Origin of the sequence: Pseudomonas sp. EA_65y_Pfl2_P74, from assembly GCF_963970575.1 — a bacterium.
Taxonomy (GTDB): domain Bacteria; phylum Pseudomonadota; class Gammaproteobacteria; order Pseudomonadales; family Pseudomonadaceae; genus Aquipseudomonas; species Aquipseudomonas baetica_A.
In genome coordinates, this window is the sequence record NZ_CAXAOQ010000028.1 from 1 (window position 1) to 17848 (window position 17848).

The following is a 17848-nucleotide window of genomic DNA, read 5'->3' on the forward strand; positions in this document are numbered from 1 at the left end:
GCCCGCCAGTTGATGGCGCTAATGGGCTGAAAGGCCTTTTTTCGTCTGTTGCCCGCACAAAAACAAACGCCCCGAACAAGTCGGGGCGTTTTGTTGGGCCTTCATCAGTGTGTTTTCACACAGTCTGCGAAGGCCGTTTTCCTGTTTCGCGAAAGGCCTCAACCGCCCAGATACGCCTCGCGTACTTTCGGGTCGGTCAGCAGCGCTTCACCGGTGCCTTGCATCACTACGCGGCCGTTCTCCAGAACGTACGCTCGATCAGCGATTTTCAAAGCCTGGTTGGCATTCTGCTCGACCAGGAACACCGTCACACCGTCCTTGCGCAGCATTTCGATGATGTCGAAAATCTGCTGGATGATGATCGGTGCCAGGCCCAGCGACGGCTCGTCGAGCAGCAGCAGTTTGGGCTTGCTCATCAGCGCACGGCCGATGGCGAGCATTTGCTGTTCGCCGCCGGACATGGTGCCGCCACGCTGGTTGAAGCGTTCTTTCAGGCGTGGGAAAAGGCCGAGAACCTTGTCCATCTGTTCCTGATAGTCGCCCTTGTCGGTGAAGAAGCCGCCCATGGACAGGTTTTCTTCAACGGTCAGACGGGCGAACACCCGACGACCTTCCGGCACCACCGCGATGCTCTTGCGCATGATCTGCGACGAGTCCTGGCCGACCAGTTCCTCACCCATGTAGCGGATGCTGCCGCTGTGGGCTTGCGGCGAGCCGCACAGCGTCATCAGCAGCGTGGACTTGCCGGCACCGTTGGCGCCGATCAGGGTCACGATCTCGCCCTGACGGACTTCGACGTTGACGCTGTGCAGGGCCTGGATCTTGCCGTAGAAGGTGGAAACGTTTTCGAACTGCAGCATTTACGCTTCCCCCAGGTAGGCTTTGATCACTTCAGGATTGTCGCGGATCTGTTCCGGCGTGCCGTCAGCCAGAGGTGTGCCCTGGTTGATCACGACGATATGGTCGGAAATGCTCATGACCAGTTTCATGTCGTGTTCGATCAGCAGCACGGTCACGTTGTGCTCTTCGCGCAGCACGCTGATCAGCGCCTTGAGGTCTTCGGTTTCCTTTGGGTTCAGGCCGGCGGCCGGTTCGTCGAGCATGAGGATCCGCGGGCGGGTCATCATGCAGCGGGCGATTTCCAGACGACGTTGCTGACCGTAGGCCAGGGTGCCGGCGCTCCGGTTGGCGAACTCTTTGAGGTTGACCTTTTCCAGCCAGTACTCGGCAAACTCCATCGCCTCGCGTTCGCTTTTGCGGAACGCCGGGGTCTTGAACAGGCCGGACAGGAAGTTGGTGTTCAGGTGACGGTGCTGAGCGATCAACAGGTTCTCGATCGCCGTCATGTCTTTGAACAGTCGCACGTTCTGGAAGGTACGAACCACGCCTTTGAGGGCGATCTTGTGACCCGGCAGGCCCTGAATCGGCTCGCCGTCAAGCAGGATGCTGCCGCCGGTGGGCTGATAGAAACCGGTCAGGCAGTTGAACACGGTGGTCTTGCCCGCGCCGTTCGGCCCGATCAGTGCAACCACCTGTTTTTCCTTCACCGTCAGCGCCACGCCGTTGACCGCCAGCAAGCCGCCGAAGCGCATGCTCAGATTTTCGACTTTAAGGATCTCGCGGCTCATTTGCTCAGCTCCATGTGGGGGCGTTGCATCGGCAGCAGACCTTGTGGACGCCAGATCATCATCAACACCATCAGGGCACCGAACATCAACATGCGGTACTCGCTGAACTCACGCATCATTTCCGGCAACAGGATCATCACCACGGCCGCGAGGATCACGCCCAGTTGCGAGCCCATGCCACCGAGCACCACGATGGCGAGGATGATCGCCGACTCGATGAAGGTGAACGATTCCGGCGTTACCAAGCCCTGACGGGCGGCGAAGAAGCTGCCGGCGAAACCGGCGAACGCGGCCCCCAGCGTAAACGCCGAAAGCTTGATCACGGTCGGGTTCAGACCCAGCGCGCGGCAGGCAATTTCGTCTTCACGCAGCGCTTCCCATGCACGACCGATCGGCATGCGCAGCAAGCGGTTGATGACGAACAGCGCGGCCAGTGCCAGCAGCAACGCCACCAGGTACAGGAAAATCACCTTGTTGATCGAGTTGTACTGCAGGCCGAAATACTCGTGGAAGGTCTGCATGCCTTCTGCCGCCTTGCGTTCGAAGGTCAGGCCGAAGAACGTTGGCTTCTCGATGTTGCTGATGCCGTTCGGGCCACCGGTGATGTCGGTCAGGTTACGCAGGAACAGACGGATGATCTCGCCGAAGCCGAGCGTCACGATCGCCAGATAGTCACCGCGCAGACGCAATACCGGGAAGCCCAGCAGGAAGCCGAACGTCGCCGCCATCAGGCCGGCAATCGGCAGGCAGATCCAGAAGCTCAGGCCGTAGTAGTGCGACAGCAGCGCGTAGCTGTAGGCACCGACGGCGTAGAAGCCGACGTAACCCAGGTCGAGCAGACCGGCCAGACCGACCACGATGTTCAGGCCAAGGCCGAGCATCACGTAGATCAGGATCAGCGTTGCGATGTCCACCGCGCCACGGGAGCCGAAGAACGGCCAGACCAGCGCGCCAAGGATCAGCGCGATGATGATGTAGCGTTGGGTGGTCGGCAGGGTCAGGAAGTTACTGGCCTTGGCCGGGATCAGCGGCATGCCGGGCGAGGACTTCCACGCCTTGCTGATCTGCTGGTTGAACAGCACACGCAGGAACATCAGCACCGAGCAAATGGCGATGGTCGCCAGAATGGCCGGGCTGGTGTTATGCACTTCAAGGTTGATGCCGACGATGGTCAGTTTCAGACCCAGTACCGGGTAGGCCACAGCCCACACCAGCAAAGCGCTGAACAGCGCCTGTTTAAGATTCCTAGTCATACTTTCTCAACCTCCGGACGGCCCAGAATGCCGGTCGGACGGAACAACAGCACCAGAACCAACAAGCCGAAAGCCACGACGTCCTTGTACTGGTCGCCGAAGATATCGGCACCAAAGGCTTCCGCCACCCCAAGCACCAGCCCGCCGAGCATGGCGCCGGGAATGCTGCCGATGCCGCCCAGTACCGCAGCGGTGAAGGCTTTGAGGCCGACCAGGAAACCGGCGTTCGGGTTGATCACGCCGTATTGCATGCTCAGCAGCACGGCCGCGATGGCCGCCAGCGCAGCACCAATGACGAAGGTCAGGGCGATGATGTTGTTGGTGTTGATGCCGAGCAGGTTGGCCATCTTGATGTCTTCGGCGCAGGCGCGGCAGGCGCGACCCAGGCGAGAGCGGGAGATGAACAGCGTCAGGCCGAGCATGGCGATGAGGGTCACCACGAACACCACGATTTGCATGTAGGAAATCAGCACTTCATGTGCGCCACCTGGCCCGAAAGTAATGTTGCCCGGAATCAGGTTGGGGATGGATTTGTCCTTGGAGTCTTGCGCCAGCAGAACCGTGTTCTGCAGGAAGATCGACATACCGATGGCGGAAATCAGCGGAATCAAACGGTTGCTGCCGCGCAGGGGGCGGTAGGCGATCCGTTCGATGCTGTAACCGTAGGAACTTGTCACGACGATGCTCGCGATGAAAGCAGCGGTCATCAACAGCGGGACGTTGTCGATTCCCATCATGGCCAGCCCGGCGATGGCGATGAACGCCACGTAGGAACCGATCATGTACACCTCGCCATGGGCGAAGTTGATCATTCCAATGATGCCGTAGACCATCGTATAGCCGATGGCAATCAGGGCATACGTGCTGCCAATGGTCAGACCATTAACCAGCTGCTGGAAGAAGTGATAGAGGTCAGGCATTACAACGCTCCTAAAAACCTGATACGCATTTCACTGGTGGAGTCATTTTCCCGCCCGGCCCCGTGGATCTTTATCCACTTCGAATCCGGGTTTTGCCAGCGAACCGCTGATGACGGTTTTGAGATTTTCAGGTGGGGAGACTGGCGGATCACGCCAGCGCGGCCCATACATTCGTAAAACAAAGCCCACGGCACGCCGTGGGCTTTGTTGGCAGTCAGTCAGGCAGGGCCTTACTGAGGCGAAGCTTCAGTTTTTGGTTTGCCAAAGTGCCACTCGTAAACCACAAATTTGAAGTCCTTCAGGTCGCCCTTGGCGTCGAAGCTCAGATCGCCGGTCGGGGTTTTGAAGGTGCCAGCGTGGATGGCTTCAGCCACTTTGGCAGTGTCTTCGCTCTTGGCGGCAGCGATACCGCCGGCAATCACTTCAACAGCCGAGTAGGACGGGAATACGAACGGGCCGCTCGGGTCTTCTTTCTTCGCCTTGAAGGCATCAGCCAGGGCGACGTTGGCCGGATCCTGGTCGAAGGATTTCGGCAGGGTTACCAGCAGACCTTCGGAAGCGTCTTTGGCGATCTGCGAAATGGAGTCGTTACCCACGCCTTCCGGACCCATGAACCTGGCTTTCAGGCCTTTTTCAGCGGACTGACGCAGGATCAGACCCAGCTCTGGGTGGTAGCCGCCGTAGTAAACGAAGTCGACGTTGGCTTGCTTGAGTTTGGCGATGATCGAGGAGAAATCCTTGTCGCCGGCGTTGATGCCTTCGAACACGGCGACTTTCACGCCATCCTTCTCCAGCGTGGTTTTCACGGCGGTGGCAATGCCTTCACCGTATTGCTGCTTGTCGTGCAGAACAGCGACGACTTTCGGTTTGACGAACTTGGCGATGTAGTTACCGGCGGCAGGGCCCTGGGCGCTGTCCAGGCCGATGGTGCGGAAGACCATTTTGTAACCACGGGCGGTGATTTCCGGGCTGGTGGCAGCCGGGGTGATCATGATCACGCCTTCGTCTTCGTAGATGTCCGAAGCAGGCTGAGTGGAGCTGGAGCACAGGTGACCGACCACGAACTTCACGCCGTCGTTGACGACCTTGTTCGCGACCGCGACCGCTTGTTTCGGATCGCAGGCATCGTCGTATTCAACGGCTTCGAGCTTCTTGCCGTCGACGCCGCCCTTGGCGTTGATCTGTTCGATGGCCATTTTCGCGCCACTGAACTGCATGTCGCCGTATTGGGCTACTGGACCGGTTTTAGGACCGGCGATACCGATTTTGATGGTGTCAGCTGCGAACGAATGGCTGGCAACACCGGCCAGAACCATAGCGGCAAACAGTTTGGAAATCTGCTTAGTAGCCTTTGTCATAGTGCTCCACTCTTACTGTTGTAATTTTTTTGAGTTCTGGCGCCGTAGCAGCAGAACCGGGTCAGATATCTTTGCGATACCCTCCGGAAAATGCCCCCGGCAACTGTACCGGTACAGTGTAGAGCGCCGGTTGTAAGCCTGGGAAGCGGGCGCCGAGGGACAAAACCTGAGGGTGTCGCATTTTTGAATGAAAAAGACAGAATTGCGGCGGGGCGTTCGTGGGCATATATCCCAATCAGCAGCATTCCTTGGCGTTCCTGCTCTTTTCGTTCGGTGAAGCGATTTGCTACCGGGTTTTGCTGGCGGACCACCGACGTTATCATTCGCGTCGATTTCTTTTCCGGACAGTTCCCATGAATCAAGAACCTAGCACCCTCTATGCCAAGCTGCTTGGTGAAACCGCATCTATCACCTGGAAAGAGTTGGAGCCGTTCTTTGCCAAGGGTGCCCTATTGTGGGTCGACCCAAGCCTTGATTTGATCGCCGCTGCCGAGGCCGTGGCCTCGGACGATGGTGCCAAAGTGGCTGCCTGGCTGGCCGAAGACAAGGTCGCCAAGCTGTCTGAAACGCGGGCACTGGATATTTTCGAGCGTGACCCGGCGCTCTGGGCGGTGGTGGTTTCACCGTGGATTCTGATCCAGGAAAGGGCGCTTGCCACTGATGTCGCACCTTGATGGTGCGGACGGTCGTCAGCGAAAAGTGTGTAGCCGAGTAGCGTGATGGCACGTTGCCGTGAAGAAAGGCCACAAGCGAGGGTGGCATCACGGTGACGTAAACGTAACGGGAACAGTTTAGTAAGCAGCCTAACGGCTGCTTAATTGTTTCTGGATGTTGGAAAGGTTGAGATGTTCAGTGAACTTGAGGGCCTCTTCGCGAGCAAGCCCACTCCCACATTTGGAATGCATTCCCCTGTGGGAGCGGGCTTGCTCGCGAAAGGGGCGACTCGGTTCTGGATCAGACCGTGAACGACTTGCCGGTATGGCTATTGAGGGAAATAACCTTGGTCTTGCCAATCCGGTGACGATAAATCTCACGCAGGTACTTGATCGCCTTCTTCACGCAATCGCGTGACAGGCGAATATCGTTGATCGAGACAAACTTCTCTTTGTCGTTGATCAACTCGCGATACTTCTTCTCATACATCGGTTTGATCGCGTACCAGTTGGTGTCGAGGATCTTCGCCGGGTTCTCGAACTCGTTGAGCAGTTCATCGATGCGGTCTTCGTCGAAGTCCTCATGGATGATGAAGTCGAGGATCGAATTGTCCAGCGTCTCGTCGAAACGGTACGGGTTTTTCGCAAAGCAGCGCTTGATGAACGCCACGATCAGCGTCAGGAAGTCATCCGACAGGCACGGGCTCTTGGCGATGAGGGTGGTCAGCGACAAGTTGGCCGAGGCACCGATCACCAGTGCGTAGCGCTTGAGCGTGGTGTTGGGGAACAGGCTGTTGAGGTGGGTCTTCAACCGGTTCAGGTCCATGTACGACAGCTTGTAGTCTTTTGGCAGCGAAACGATCGAGACCACCGACGAGCAGTTCTTGAAGAAGTGCAGGTCGTGCAGCGCGGCGGCGTCGTAGCCGGAGTTCTTGTACTGCTCCAGCGAGGCGCGATAACGCTTGGATTCGATCGGCAGCAAGCTGATGCCCTCGATCGCCTGGGTCACTTTGTTGAAGTGCGGCAGGTCGATCGAGCGGAAGAACAGATCGTCGATGTTCAGGCGCTGTGGTTCTTTGTCGAACACCTTGAACTTGTCGCTGCTCGGCGGCGGCGTTTCCGGCACCACCGATTCGGCATAGGCAATCGCCACCGGGCCGGCCAGACTCATGAACAGGTCGTTGGCGTCGAGGCGAATGGTTTCGCCGATGTCGATGCCGGCGCGGCGGAAATAGTTCTGGTCGTAGTCAGTCGTGACCGCCTGCGCCGTCAGAATATTGAAGATCTGCTGCGAGATGTACTGGTTGGCGTGCTTCTCCATCGCATTGACATCAATGTTCTGGATGTTGCCGTCATCGCTTTCTTCGGCGTAACGCATGATGTCGTTGGAGATCAGCATCATTGCGTTCCATGGACGGATACGGCCCATGACGCTGGCTTCGCTGCTGTCTTCATTGGCGAAGTTGTAGGAGAAATCCCATTCTTCCGACAGGTATTTGCACAGCAAGCGACCGGCGTTGATGTGCAGCGCCTCGGACATTTCGCTGCGGTGGTCGGAGATGTTCGGCAGCACGCAGATGCCGCTGGTGAAGATCGGCTCGAACACGAACGAATGCCCGCTCTTGCCGTCATGCTCGTCCATCGGCTTGGTGTCGAACGTCTTGTTCATGTACGAGTGCTGTTGGGCCAGGCCGAATTCCGAAGCCATGCCCGAACCGGTACCGCCGCCGGCACTGAAGATCGAAAAGTACAGACGCGACTGGTTGGCCTTGATGCCGCAGCTGTCGATCAGGTACGAGTGGATCATTTTCCAGTCAGGGCTGGAGAAACGCTGGGTGTCCTTGTTGAGGATGATCTTGGCCAGGTACTGGCCGAGGATCGGCGCGTTACCGGCGCCACCGGCGTGGACTTCAGACAAGTCCATGATCTTCATTTTGCTGTAGTCGCGCAGGAAGCCGCTTTTCTCGCCCTTGCGCGAGAAGCGGATGCGCCCGGCGATGTCTTTGTCGAGGTCGCCGAGCATCACCAGCGGCTCAACCAGGAACACCGGTTTGCTCGCCTTGTTCGGGCCGATCCGCAGGTTGTTTTTGATCCACTGAGCCGGGCTGTAGCCCTTTTCGGCGTAGCGCTTGTCCGGCGACAGGCGATCTTCGTTGTTGAATTCGTTGAGATAGAACTTGCGCGCGTTGTACACCAGCTCAGCGACATCGAGGGCGATGTTGGAGCCGCAGCGACCGAGGCCGATCAGGCACACCGACGGAAATTCCTGATCGTTGTGCTGCTCGTTGTCGCCTTCAAGGTGTGGCGGACGCGGGAACACCAGATCACGCAGGCCGTCGAGGTTGTCCAGGATACGGTCGGTATTGGTTTCGGTGAAGTACAGGTATTGCTGGGTCGACAGCGGGCGCGAGGGAACCAATGGCTTGGACGATGACGGGCTGTTCGCAGCGGGGCTCGCGGTCAGATCGGATACCGCTGTGGCGGGATTGTTTTTAGAAGTCATTGTGCGCCATATACCTGGACTGGATCGGCTCGATAACCAATGTCAGCGAACCTCACGGAATAAGATCTCGCGTCTTTTTTGCGCGAATTGAGCCCGAGCGCCAGGGATTTGGCCTGACTGTCGCTGGGGGGAATCCTTTCCTGATCGATGATGAATCGGCCATTATTCGGCGATCTTTAATCAAAAGGAGGCTAAATGATGTCAACGCTACCTTCGTTGGGATTCGGCGGAATCGGTCTGATGGGCCTGCCGATGTGTCGGCGCCTGTTGGCGGCGGGTTATCCGCTGACGGTGTGGAATCGCAATCCGGCCAAGTGCGCGGCGCTGGTCGACGCCGGTGCCCTACAAGTCGCCAGCCCGGCCGAGCTGTGCGAACACGCCGAGGTGGTGATGCTGTGCCTGGCGGATACGGCGGTGGTGCGTGAGGTGGTGTTCGGCCCGGCCGGCGTTGTCGAGGGCGCGAAGCACGGTCAGTTGCTGGTGGACTTTTCCAGCCTTGAACCGACGGCGACGCGTGAGATGGCGGCTGAACTGGCAGACAAAACCGGTATGCGCTGGATGGACTCACCGGTGTCCGGCGGTGTGGTCGGCGCCGAGGCGGGCAGTCTGGCGATCATGGTCGGTGGCGATGCGGCGGACCTTGCGCGTGTGCGCTCGGTGCTGCTCAATCTCGGTCAACGCGTTACGCACATGGGCGGCATCGGTGCGGGACAGGTGACCAAAGCCTGCAACCAGATGATCGTCGCCTGCAATGCACTGGTGATCGCCGAAGTGGTGGCGCTGGCCGAACAGGCCGGGGTCGATGCAAGCCTGATTGCCGAAGCGCTGGCCGGTGGTTTTGCCGACTCCAAACCGTTGCAGATCCTCGCCCCGCAAATGGCTGCAAGCCGTTTCGAACCGATCAAATGGCATGTGCGCACGCTGCTCAAGGATCTCGACACGGCGGTGAAATTCTCTCGCGAGCAGGGTTCGGCGACGCCGATCAGCGGATTGGCCGCACAACTGATGCGCCTGCATGGGGCGCAAGGCTTTCTGGAGAAAGATCCTGCGACGCTGGTGCAAATGTACCGCGCGCCAGAATCAACGGATTGACCCCAGGCGAATGTTTGCGCTGATTGATTTCTTCCAGTACCGGGCGCAGTTCGTCCATTGGTACCGGACGACTGAGCAGGTAGCCCTGAATGAAATCGCAGCCCGAACGCTCGAGGAATTCGTACTGCGCCAGGCTTTCCACGCCTTCGGTGACCACCTGCAAATGCAGGGTGTGCGCCATGGCGATGATCGCCTGGACGATCTCCATGTCCGCCGTGGCTTTGGGGATGTCGAGAATGAAGGAGCGGTCGATCTTCAGGGTGTTGAGCGGCAGGCGCTTGAGGTAGGCCAGCGATGAATAACCGGTGCCGAAATCGTCGATCGACAACGACACGCCCAGGGCACGGATCTGCCGCAGTAGCACGAGGGTGTTGGCGATGTTGCCCATCAGGGCGTTTTCGGTGACTTCCAGTTCCAGGCGCTCCGGCGCGACACCTGCCGCGCGCAACGCGCTTTCGATTTCGTCAGCCAACGCTTCGCGTGTGAGGTTGAGCGGCGAGCAGTTCCAGGCGATTTTCAACGCTTCGCAGCCATGGCGCGACAACTCGCCCAGGTCCTTGCAGGCCCGGCGCAGCACCCAATTGTCCAGTTCGGCGATCAGACCGTTGTTTTCGGCGATGCTGATAAAACGGTCCGGCGTCAGCAGACCCTGTAACGGATGCTGCCAGCGGATCAGCGCTTCGAGCTTGGTGACCCGACCGGTTTTCAGTTCGAAAATCGGTTGGTAATACAGCATCAGACCGTTTTCTTCACCCAACGCCTGGCGCAGTTCTTCCTCCAGTTGCAGCTCCATGCTGGCTCGGCTTTTCAGGTTGGAATTGAAAAAATGCAGGCCATTGCGCCCCGCGTCCTTGGATTGATACAGCGCCAGATCCGCGTGCTTGAGCAGTTCCTCGCAGGTGGAACCGTCGTCGGGATACAGGCTGATGCCGATGCTGGTGGTCATTACCATGCGCCGTCCGGCCAGCTCGATCGGCTCTTTCATTCTCAGCATGATGCGTTGAGCCATGTTGCGGGCTTCTTCACGGTCGTTCAGCCCGATCAGGATGCAAAACTCATCTCCGCCAAAACGCGCGACGACATCTTCATGGCTGCGCACTGAGCCTTTGATGTGATTGGCAATCACTTTGAGCAGTGCATCGCCGGCGTCGTGACCGAGGCTGTCGTTGATGCGTTTGAAGTGGTCGATGTCGAGAAACATCACCGCAAGCATGCCGCCCTCGGTGGTTTTCTGGCTGAGTTTCTCGGCGAAGATCTGGTTGAAGCCGCGACGGTTGATCAGGTTGGTCAGGGCGTCGTAGTTGGCCGCTTGTTGCAGCGACATACGCGCTTGATCAAGTTGGCTGAGCAGGGCGTTGACCCGGCGCAGGTCGTGTTCCTTGTTCTGCAGTTTCCTGTCGGCCAGCGCGGCGCTGATTGCACTGCCCAGGATCAGCAAGATGATCAGCGCCACGGTCAGGCCCAATTGCAGGTGGTTGGTTTGCGCTGGCAGGAACGGAACGCTGCCCGGCGCCAAGACCTGTTTCAGCGCGGCCATTGCCGTGAAGTGCGTACTGAAAATGCCTGCGCCGAGGATCAGCGCGGCGCCGTACTTGAGCATCTGATGAAACAGGCCACTGCCGTCGCGCAGATAGCGCGCCACCCACAGCGCAGCGAAGCTGGCCCCCATGGCGATCACGATCGACAGCACGAACAGGAACGGCTGGTAGTAGAGGGTGGCATTCGATTTCATGGCTGCCATGCCAACGTAATGCATACCGGCGATGCCGAGCCCGATCAGCAGGGCGTTTTTGAGGCAGTGCACCAGGCTCGGTTGCGCCTCGCCCAACGTGTGCATCGCCAGCCAGGAGGCGAGCAGGGCGATCAGCAGCGAAAACAGGGTGATCGGCAGGTCGTAGTGGATGTCGATCGGGGCCTGGAAGGCAAGCATGCCGATAAAGTGCATGGCCCAGATGCCGCCGGCCAGACAGGTCGCACCGATCCAGCGCCACACCCGCTGCGAGCCCGGGTCTTCGGCATGACCGACTCGTTCGGCCATGTCCAGGGTGGCAAAACTCGCGGCGCAAGCGACCAGATAGGCCGCCAGCATCAGCAAGGGGTTGTGTGTGCCATTGAGTATGACCTGCCCGCTCTCCGGCAGCTCGGTAACAAACTGCAAACCAAGCCACTCCATAGCATGCCCCGTCTCTGAAGTCGTCACTACCGCGCGGTTAACGCAGGCGAATGTCTGGAGTATAGAGGCGGTTTTTGCTGTAGAAGCCGTAGTGGCACATTGGCTGTAATGATTTCGGAATTACCGCAATAGCGATTGGCGCTAAGTGTCAGGCGATCTTTTCCAAAGGGATTTCGCTCCAGCCCTGTTGCAAGGGCGGCAGGCCGAAGCGGGCGCGGGCGGCGTCGCAATCGGTATTCTGTTCACCGTTTTCCCAAGATGCCTCGAACTCGCGGCAGGGGCTCGAACGTTTGTCGTAGATCGTGCATTGCACCGCGTTGCCGATTTCGCCAGCCAGCGAGATGCAACGCGGTGATTTGCGGTCAGTGCCGATCATTGCCACCCGGCTTGGGGTGATTTGTGTAACCAGTTCATCAGGAACTGTACCGCCAGAGGATGAGCACTCACCCCAAAAGAAAGACACGCGAAAATGGGAACAGCAGGCACCGCAATTCAGACACGGACTGACTTCGGACATGGGCGGGGGTATCAAAGGGATTGATCGGAAGATCCGGACGGATCCGGCGGCCATTCTATGCTTCGCCACGGACTTGGGAAGGGGGGCGCGGAACTATTTTTTTGTGGCAGGTTTTTTCGCCAAAAGCCCCTGTTTTCGGGGGATTGCAGCGTTATCAAGAGCTTACGTTTCGTTACAGTGCCATGGCTCGATATCAGGCACACGAATGATCACAGACAGTCTCTGCACGGCTGACTAGATTGCAGGTTCCGGGCTCGGTTGCGTCGGCAGTGAAGCCCCATAACAATAAAGAGACGGACCCATGCAGAACTCGACCCAAGCGGCGAATGCCTGGCGCATTCTGTTCCTGTTGTTCCTTGCCAACCTGTTCAACTTCTTCGACCGCACCATCCCGGCGATCATCATTGAGCCGATCCGTATGGAATGGCACCTCAGTGATTTTCAGTTGGGGATCATCGGCACAGCCTTCACCATCGTTTATGCCGTCGCCGGCCTGCCTTTAGGGCGCATGGCCGACACGGGTTCGCGTAGCAAACTGATGGGCTGGGGCCTGGCGACGTGGAGCGCATTGACCGCCGTCAACGGATTGGTCGGCAGTTTCTGGAGCTTTCTGATCGTGCGCATGGGCATCGGCATCGGCGAGGCGAGTTACGCGCCGGCGGCCAACTCGCTGATTGGCGATCTGTTCCCCGCCCATCGTCGGGCGCGGGCCATGGGCATCTTCATGCTGGGTCTGCCATTGGGGCTGCTGTTGGCATTCTTCACCATTGGCGCGATGGTCAAGGCGTTCGATAGCTGGCGGGCGCCGTTCTTCATCGCCGCCGTACCGGGGCTGATTCTCGCGATTTTCATGTTTTTCATCAAGGAGCCCGCGCGCGGCGCAGCGGAAGCCGTGCAGGTTTCCCAAGCGAAAGTCGACAAGCCGATCCGTCGCGTTCTGGCGGTTCCGACTTTTCTGTGGCTGGTGATGGCCGGGTTGTGCTTCAACTTCGCCACTTACGCCTGTAACTCGTTCCTGGTGCCGATGCTGCAGCGCTATTTCCTCATGCCATTGCAGGATGCGGCGGTGGCGACGGGATTGATCGTCGGCGTCACCGGGTTGATCGGCCTGACGCTGGGCGGCTGGATCGCTGACAAGATTCATCAGCGGGTGGCCAGTGGCCGACTGTTGTTCGCGGGGTTCAGTCTGATCATCTCGACCCTGTGTACGGCGTGGGCACTGCATGCCGGGCGAATCGAAATAGGGGTGTTTGTCGCGGTGTTCAGCGTCGGCTGGCTGTTTGCCTATAACTTCTACACCTGCGTGTACACAGCAATACAGGACGTGGTCGAACCGCGTCTGCGAGCGACGGCGATGGCGTTGTTCTTTGCCGGGTTGTACCTGCTGGGCGGTGGTTTGGGGCCGGTGGTGGTTGGCGGGTTGTCGGATCATTTTGCGCACACGGCGATGTTGGCCGAGGGCGCTGAGCAAATGACCGAGGCTTATAAAGCCGTTGGCTTGCATGACGCCATGTACCTGATTCCGGTGGCGCTGTTTTTGACGATGGTGTTTCTGTTTTTGGCCTCGCGATGTTTTGTCCGCGATGCCAAGCGGATGAAGGAGGGGCTGGTGGCTGTCGTCGAGCCTGATGGAGCAGTGGCGACGGCATGATCACTTTCGCGAACACGCCCGCTCCCACCATTTGAAATGCATGCCAAAGCGGGCTTGCTCGCGAAGAGGCCGACAGCATCACCCTGTTAATTGCCAGGCAAACAAAAAGGCCCGCATCGCTGCGGGCCTTCTTGCTTGACGCGGTGGAGCAGGGCGGTTTAACCCGCCACCAGCACCCGAATCGCTTCCAGACGCAAAGCAGCCTTATCCAGCATCGCCAGACCTTGCTCTCGCTGTTCACGCAAGGCAACCAGTTCGCTGTCACGCACGGTCGGGTTGACCGCTTGCAACGCGGTCAGGCGCGCCAGTTCTTCGTCGGTGTCGGCCGCCAGACGGCGGCGAGCCTCGGCCACGCGCTCGGCGTGACGCGGGGTGATCTTGTCTTCACCGGCGTTGATCCGTGGCGTCAGTTGATCGCGCTGGGCCTGGATGAATTTGTTGGCGCTGGCACGCGGCACGCTCTCCAGTTGATCGTTCAGGGTTTCGAACGACACGCGTGCCGACAGGTCGTTGCCGTTGGCGTCGAGCAGGCAGCGCAATGCGGCCGGCGGCAGGTAACGGCCCAGTTGCAGCGAGCGCGGGGCAACCACTTCGCTGACGTAGAGCAGTTCCAGCAGCACGGTGCCCGGTTTCAGCGCCTTGTTCTTGATCAGTGCGACGGCGGTGTTGCCCATCGAGCCGGACAACACCAGATCCATACCGCCCTGCACCATCGGGTGTTCCCAGGTGATGAACTGCATGTCTTCACGCGACAGCGCCTGGTTGCGGTCGTAAGTGATGGTCACGCCTTCGTCGTCGCCCAGCGGGAAACTGGCGTCGAGCATCTTCTCGCTCGGCTTGAGGATCAGGGCGTTTTCCGAATGGTCTTCGCTGTCGATGCCGAACGCGTCGAACAGGGTTTCCATGTAGATCGGCAGGGCGAACTGATCGTCTTGCTCAAGGATGTCCTCGACCAACTGATCGCCTTCGCCCGAACCGCCGGAGTTGAGCTCCAGCAGACGGTCGCGACCGGTGTGCAGCTCTTCTTCCAGACGCTCGCGCTCGGTGCGGGCTTCGTCGATCAGCGCTTGCCACTCGCTGTCGTCGGCTTCTTCGAGCAGCGGCAGCAGACGCGAGCCGAACTGATGCTGCAAGGCATTGCCGGTCGGGCAGGTGTTGAGGAAGGCGTTCAGCGCTTCGTTGTACCACTGGAACAGGCGCTCTTGCGGGCTGGTTTCCAGGTACGGCACATGCAGTTCGATGATGTGCTTCTGGCCGATTCGGTCGAGACGACCGATACGCTGCTCCAGAAGATCCGGGTGCGACGGCAGGTCGAACAGCACCAGGTGGTGAGCGAACTGGAAGTTGCGACCTTCACTGCCGATTTCCGAGCAGATCAGCACTTGCGCGCCGAATTCTTCGTCAGCGAAGTAGGCGGCAGCGCGGTCACGCTCAAGGATGTTCATGCCTTCGTGGAACACCGTGGCCGGGATGCCGGAGCGCACGCGCAAGGCGTCTTCCAGATCCATCGCGGTTTCGGCGTGGGCGCAGATCACCAGCACTTTGGTGCGCTTGAGCATTTTCAACTGATCGATCAGCCATTCGACGCGTGGGTCGAATTTCCACCAGCGTTCTTCTTCGCTGGCATCCGGCTGGGCCTGGAAGCTGACTTCCGGGTACAACTCGGCGTGATCGCCCAACGGCAGTTCCAGATATTCGTCCGGGCACGGTAGCGGGTACGGGTGCAGTTTGCGCTCCGGGAAACCCTGCACGGCGGCGCGGGTGTTACGGAACAGCACGCGGCCGGTGCCGTGGCGGTCAAGCAGCTCACGCACGAGGCGAGCACTGGCTTCGGTGTCGCCATCGTTGACCGCAGTCAACAGGGCTTCGCCTTCGTTGCCGAGGAAGCCGTGAATGGTCTTGTGTGCTTCAGGCGACAGACGCCCTTTGTCGAGCAGTTCCTGCACGGCTTCGGCCACCGGGCGATAGTTCTCGCTCTCGGCGCGGAACGCGGCCAGGTCATGGAAACGGTTCGGATCGAGCAGGCGCAGACGGGCGAAGTGGCTGTCCTGACCGAGTTGCTCCGGGGTGGCGGTAAGCAACAGCACGCCCGGGATCACTTCGGCCAGTTGCTCGACCAGCGAATACTCGGGGCTGGCTTTTTCTTCGTGCCAGACCAGGTGGTGCGCTTCGTCGACCACCAGCAAGTCCCAACCGGCGGCGAACAAGGCGTCCTGCGCCTTTTCGTCGTCGACCAGCCATTCCAGCGCGACCAGCGCCAGTTGGGTGTCTTCGAACGGGTTGGTCGCATCGCTTTCGATGAAACGTTCTTCGTCGAACAGTGCAACCTGCAGGTTGAAGCGGCGGCGCATCTCCACCAGCCACTGGTGCTGGAGGTTTTCCGGCACCAGAATCAGCACGCGGTTGGCACGGCCCGAGAGCAGTTGGCGGTGGATCACCAGACCGGCTTCGATGGTTTTACCCAGACCCACTTCGTCCGCCAGCAAAACCCGCGGCGCGATACGGTCGGCGACTTCACGGGCAATGTGCAACTGGTGCGCGATCGGCTGCGCACGCACGCCGCCCAGGCCCCAGAGCGAAGATTGCAACTGGCGGCTGGTGTGTTCGAGGGTGTTGTAGCGCAGGGAGAACCAGGCCAGCGGGTCGATCTGCCCGGCAAACAGACGGTCGCTGGCCAGACGGAACTGAATGAAGTTCGACAACTGGGTTTCCGGCAGCGTTACCGCTTCGTTCTGCGCGTTGAGGCCGTGATAGACCATCAGCCCATCGACATCGTCGACTTGCTGCACGGTCATCTTCCAGCCTTCGAAGTGGGTAATGCTGTCACCCGGCGAGAACCGCACACGGGTAAGGGGCGCATTCCGTAGCGCGTACTGGCGGGTTTCGCCAGTGGCCGGGTAAAGCACGGTCAACAAGCGGCCGTCCTGTGCCAGAACGGTGCCTAAACCAAGCTCTGCTTCGCTGTCACTGATCCAGCGTTGCCCCGGTTGATACTGCTGCGCCATGCTGCCTGACTCCCACCTTGAAAAAGCGGGCTATCTTAACGGAATGAGGCCCCGAGGCCAAAGGATAAGGAGCCGCGCCCAGCTTTTATATGTTCAGGGAAGATTAGGCCATGCGTCGGTTTCAGGAAGTGGCAGGGCACCTGTGAGTGCCAATCCGGTCACAAGTTTGCGACCGACGGCTCAAGCCGTGATCGCTCAAGCCGATAGCCTGCTGACAGGAGACCCTCTATATGCTGCCACCGATGCTCCCCCTGAGCGCTGTGCCGATCACTTCCCAGCAGGACCCGATCCGCCAGCGCCCGGACATTCCACCGGTGGTGCCGGTGCAGGAAAGCTCCAGCGAAAGCACGATCGACCTGCAAAAGCGCGACCCGGAAGAGGCCGCGCTGCAATTGCGCGAGGAACAGCGCCGTAAGCAGGAGCGCGAGCGTCGCCGCCGCGAAGCGGATGAAGACCCCGAAGAACATCTCGCCGTGCCAGGCACAGAACTCAATGCCGACAACACCGTGCCGGTGGTGCCGCTGATGGAAGATCAACCGCGTCAGGGCATGTGGGTTGATATCGAGATCTGATGGCTGGTCAGCGCTGACGTCAGGCGGCATTATTGACGCAGTCCTGCCGGTGATCTGGCAGTTGTGTTTTCTTCAAGCGATGCATCGAACGCCATGAGCCAAGACGACAAACTGATCGACCTCAGTACCGAACGCGCCAAACGCGTGCATGACCTCAACGAGAAGCGTCTGAATGAAGTGCGCAATGCCTTCGAACAGGCCATGCCGTTGGGAAAAGCCAGGAAAAAGTCGAAAAACAAACCGAAAAAGCGTTGATTTCCCCCTGCATCCTTTGATGCAGGTCAGTTATTTTCCCGCCTTTACTCCCCTTCTTCATTGGCATTGACCCCGGTCAATTTCTGCGCCTGCCTGATTGGTTAACTTAGCTCCATCGCAGCAGAGCAGGGGCCAGGAGGCCAGTCATGTTTTTCGATAACGTGGTGTTTGCCGGAGTCCTCACAGTGGGCCTCATGGTTCTGTTTTTTGCAGGGTTTGGATTTTTTATCTGGAAGGATGCGAACAAGCGCAAGAAGTAGGTTCTTCT

Annotated in this window: 15 protein-coding genes; 6 read left to right on the plus strand and 9 right to left on the minus strand. The window is 59.1% G+C overall.

Annotation, left to right across the window (positions count from 1 at the left end):
- Positions 1-158: 158 nt before the first annotated feature.
- From AACY18_RS20890 to AACY18_RS20910, 5 genes are all read right to left on the minus strand, one after another.
- Positions 159-860, minus strand: a complete 702-nt coding sequence (locus AACY18_RS20890; protein WP_008082262.1) for an ABC transporter ATP-binding protein — start codon at positions 858-860, stop codon at positions 159-161.
- A complete protein-coding gene (gene livG, locus AACY18_RS20895; RefSeq protein WP_339430653.1) occupies positions 861-1628 on the minus strand; it encodes a high-affinity branched-chain amino acid ABC transporter ATP-binding protein LivG in 768 nt (255 codons plus the stop codon).
- Positions 1625-2881: a high-affinity branched-chain amino acid ABC transporter permease LivM gene (locus AACY18_RS20900; protein WP_221731426.1), complete on the minus strand. Its 1257-nt coding sequence runs from the start codon at positions 2879-2881 to the stop codon at positions 1625-1627. Before AACY18_RS20900 ends, livG begins: the two co-directional genes overlap by 4 nt.
- A complete protein-coding gene (gene livH / locus AACY18_RS20905) occupies positions 2878-3801 on the minus strand; it encodes a high-affinity branched-chain amino acid ABC transporter permease LivH (protein ID WP_221731425.1) in 924 nt (307 codons plus the stop codon). The genes AACY18_RS20900 and livH overlap by 4 nt, the downstream gene beginning before the upstream one ends.
- A gap of 230 nt (positions 3802-4031) precedes the next feature.
- Positions 4032-5159: a branched-chain amino acid ABC transporter substrate-binding protein gene (locus AACY18_RS20910; RefSeq protein ID WP_339430654.1), complete on the minus strand. Its 1128-nt coding sequence runs from the start codon at positions 5157-5159 to the stop codon at positions 4032-4034.
- 353 nt (positions 5160-5512) lie between these two features.
- On the opposite strand from AACY18_RS20910, the gene AACY18_RS20915 reads away from it, so the two are divergent.
- Positions 5513-5833 carry a DUF2288 domain-containing protein gene (locus tag AACY18_RS20915; RefSeq protein WP_339430655.1) on the plus strand — a complete coding sequence of 107 codons (321 nt, stop codon included), beginning with the start codon at positions 5513-5515 and terminating at the stop codon, positions 5831-5833.
- Between the two features lie 280 nt (positions 5834-6113).
- On the opposite strand, the gene AACY18_RS20920 is transcribed toward AACY18_RS20915, so the two are convergent.
- A complete protein-coding gene (locus AACY18_RS20920) occupies positions 6114-8315 on the minus strand; it encodes a hypothetical protein (protein ID WP_339430656.1) in 2202 nt (733 codons plus the stop codon).
- Positions 8316-8510: 195 nt separating this feature from the next.
- On the opposite strand from AACY18_RS20920, the gene AACY18_RS20925 reads away from it, so the two are divergent.
- Complete coding sequence (locus AACY18_RS20925) at positions 8511-9407, plus strand: NAD(P)-dependent oxidoreductase (RefSeq protein ID WP_339430657.1); 897 nt, start codon at positions 8511-8513, stop codon at positions 9405-9407.
- Here the strand turns inward: AACY18_RS20925 and AACY18_RS20930 are convergent.
- Both AACY18_RS20930 and AACY18_RS20935 read right to left on the minus strand, forming a co-directional pair.
- On the minus strand, positions 9298-11580 hold the full coding sequence (locus tag AACY18_RS20930) for a putative bifunctional diguanylate cyclase/phosphodiesterase (protein ID WP_339465963.1): 2283 nt from the start codon (positions 11578-11580) through the stop codon (positions 9298-9300). The two genes, AACY18_RS20925 and AACY18_RS20930, sit on opposite strands and share 110 nt — an antisense overlap.
- A 148-nt stretch (positions 11581-11728) precedes the next feature.
- Positions 11729-12097, minus strand: coding sequence for a YkgJ family cysteine cluster protein (locus tag AACY18_RS20935; RefSeq protein ID WP_339430767.1), 369 nt, complete (start codon positions 12095-12097; stop codon positions 11729-11731).
- Positions 12098-12398: 301 nt separating this feature from the next.
- Here AACY18_RS20935 and AACY18_RS20940 point away from each other — a divergent pair, with 301 nt between their 5' ends.
- The gene (locus AACY18_RS20940) at positions 12399-13748 is read left to right on the plus strand and encodes a spinster family MFS transporter (protein ID WP_339430659.1); all 1350 of its coding nucleotides are present in this window, start codon (positions 12399-12401) and stop codon (positions 13746-13748) included.
- A gap of 158 nt (positions 13749-13906) precedes the next feature.
- On the opposite strand, the gene rapA is transcribed toward AACY18_RS20940, so the two are convergent.
- Complete coding sequence (rapA, locus tag AACY18_RS20945; protein ID WP_339430660.1) at positions 13907-16753, minus strand: RNA polymerase-associated protein RapA; 2847 nt, start codon at positions 16751-16753, stop codon at positions 13907-13909.
- 230 nt (positions 16754-16983) lie between these two features.
- Between rapA and AACY18_RS20950 the strand changes: the two genes are divergently transcribed.
- The 3 genes from AACY18_RS20950 to ccoM all read left to right on the plus strand — a co-directional run bounded on the left by AACY18_RS20950 (position 16984) and on the right by ccoM (position 17840).
- A complete protein-coding gene (locus AACY18_RS20950) occupies positions 16984-17325 on the plus strand; it encodes an aspartate-semialdehyde dehydrogenase (RefSeq protein ID WP_339430661.1) in 342 nt (113 codons plus the stop codon).
- A gap of 93 nt (positions 17326-17418) precedes the next feature.
- The gene (locus tag AACY18_RS20955) at positions 17419-17580 is read left to right on the plus strand and encodes a hypothetical protein (RefSeq protein WP_339430662.1); all 162 of its coding nucleotides are present in this window, start codon (positions 17419-17421) and stop codon (positions 17578-17580) included.
- 146 nt (positions 17581-17726) lie between these two features.
- Positions 17727-17840, plus strand: coding sequence for a cytochrome c oxidase subunit CcoM (gene ccoM, locus AACY18_RS20960; RefSeq protein WP_003222396.1), 114 nt, complete (start codon positions 17727-17729; stop codon positions 17838-17840).
- Positions 17841-17848: the final 8 nt, after the last annotated feature.

What these genes read in the sequence shown, in the direction of transcription:
- ccoM (WP_003222396.1), top strand. Translation starts at nt 17,727, where the DNA reads ATGTTTTTCGATAACGTGGTGTTTGCCGGAGTCCTCACAGTGGGCCTC.
- AACY18_RS20910 (WP_339430654.1), bottom strand. Translation starts at nt 5,159, where the DNA reads ATGACAAAGGCTACTAAGCAGATTTCCAAACTGTTTGCCGCTATGGTT.
- AACY18_RS20920 (WP_339430656.1), bottom strand. Translation starts at nt 8,315, where the DNA reads ATGACTTCTAAAAACAATCCCGCCACAGCGGTATCCGATCTGACCGCG.
- AACY18_RS20935 (WP_339430767.1), bottom strand. Translation starts at nt 12,097, where the DNA reads ATGTCCGAAGTCAGTCCGTGTCTGAATTGCGGTGCCTGCTGTTCCCAT.
- rapA (WP_339430660.1), bottom strand. Translation starts at nt 16,753, where the DNA reads ATGGCGCAGCAGTATCAACCGGGGCAACGCTGGATCAGTGACAGCGAA.
- AACY18_RS20890 (WP_008082262.1), bottom strand. Translation starts at nt 860, where the DNA reads ATGCTGCAGTTCGAAAACGTTTCCACCTTCTACGGCAAGATCCAGGCC.
- AACY18_RS20915 (WP_339430655.1), top strand. Translation starts at nt 5,513, where the DNA reads ATGAATCAAGAACCTAGCACCCTCTATGCCAAGCTGCTTGGTGAAACC.
- livH (WP_221731425.1), bottom strand. Translation starts at nt 3,801, where the DNA reads ATGCCTGACCTCTATCACTTCTTCCAGCAGCTGGTTAATGGTCTGACC.
- AACY18_RS20925 (WP_339430657.1), top strand. Translation starts at nt 8,511, where the DNA reads ATGATGTCAACGCTACCTTCGTTGGGATTCGGCGGAATCGGTCTGATG.
- AACY18_RS20930 (WP_339465963.1), bottom strand. Translation starts at nt 11,580, where the DNA reads ATGGAGTGGCTTGGTTTGCAGTTTGTTACCGAGCTGCCGGAGAGCGGG.
- AACY18_RS20900 (WP_221731426.1), bottom strand. Translation starts at nt 2,881, where the DNA reads ATGACTAGGAATCTTAAACAGGCGCTGTTCAGCGCTTTGCTGGTGTGG.
- AACY18_RS20955 (WP_339430662.1), top strand. Translation starts at nt 17,419, where the DNA reads ATGAGCCAAGACGACAAACTGATCGACCTCAGTACCGAACGCGCCAAA.
- AACY18_RS20940 (WP_339430659.1), top strand. Translation starts at nt 12,399, where the DNA reads ATGCAGAACTCGACCCAAGCGGCGAATGCCTGGCGCATTCTGTTCCTG.
- AACY18_RS20950 (WP_339430661.1), top strand. Translation starts at nt 16,984, where the DNA reads ATGCTGCCACCGATGCTCCCCCTGAGCGCTGTGCCGATCACTTCCCAG.
- livG (WP_339430653.1), bottom strand. Translation starts at nt 1,628, where the DNA reads ATGAGCCGCGAGATCCTTAAAGTCGAAAATCTGAGCATGCGCTTCGGC.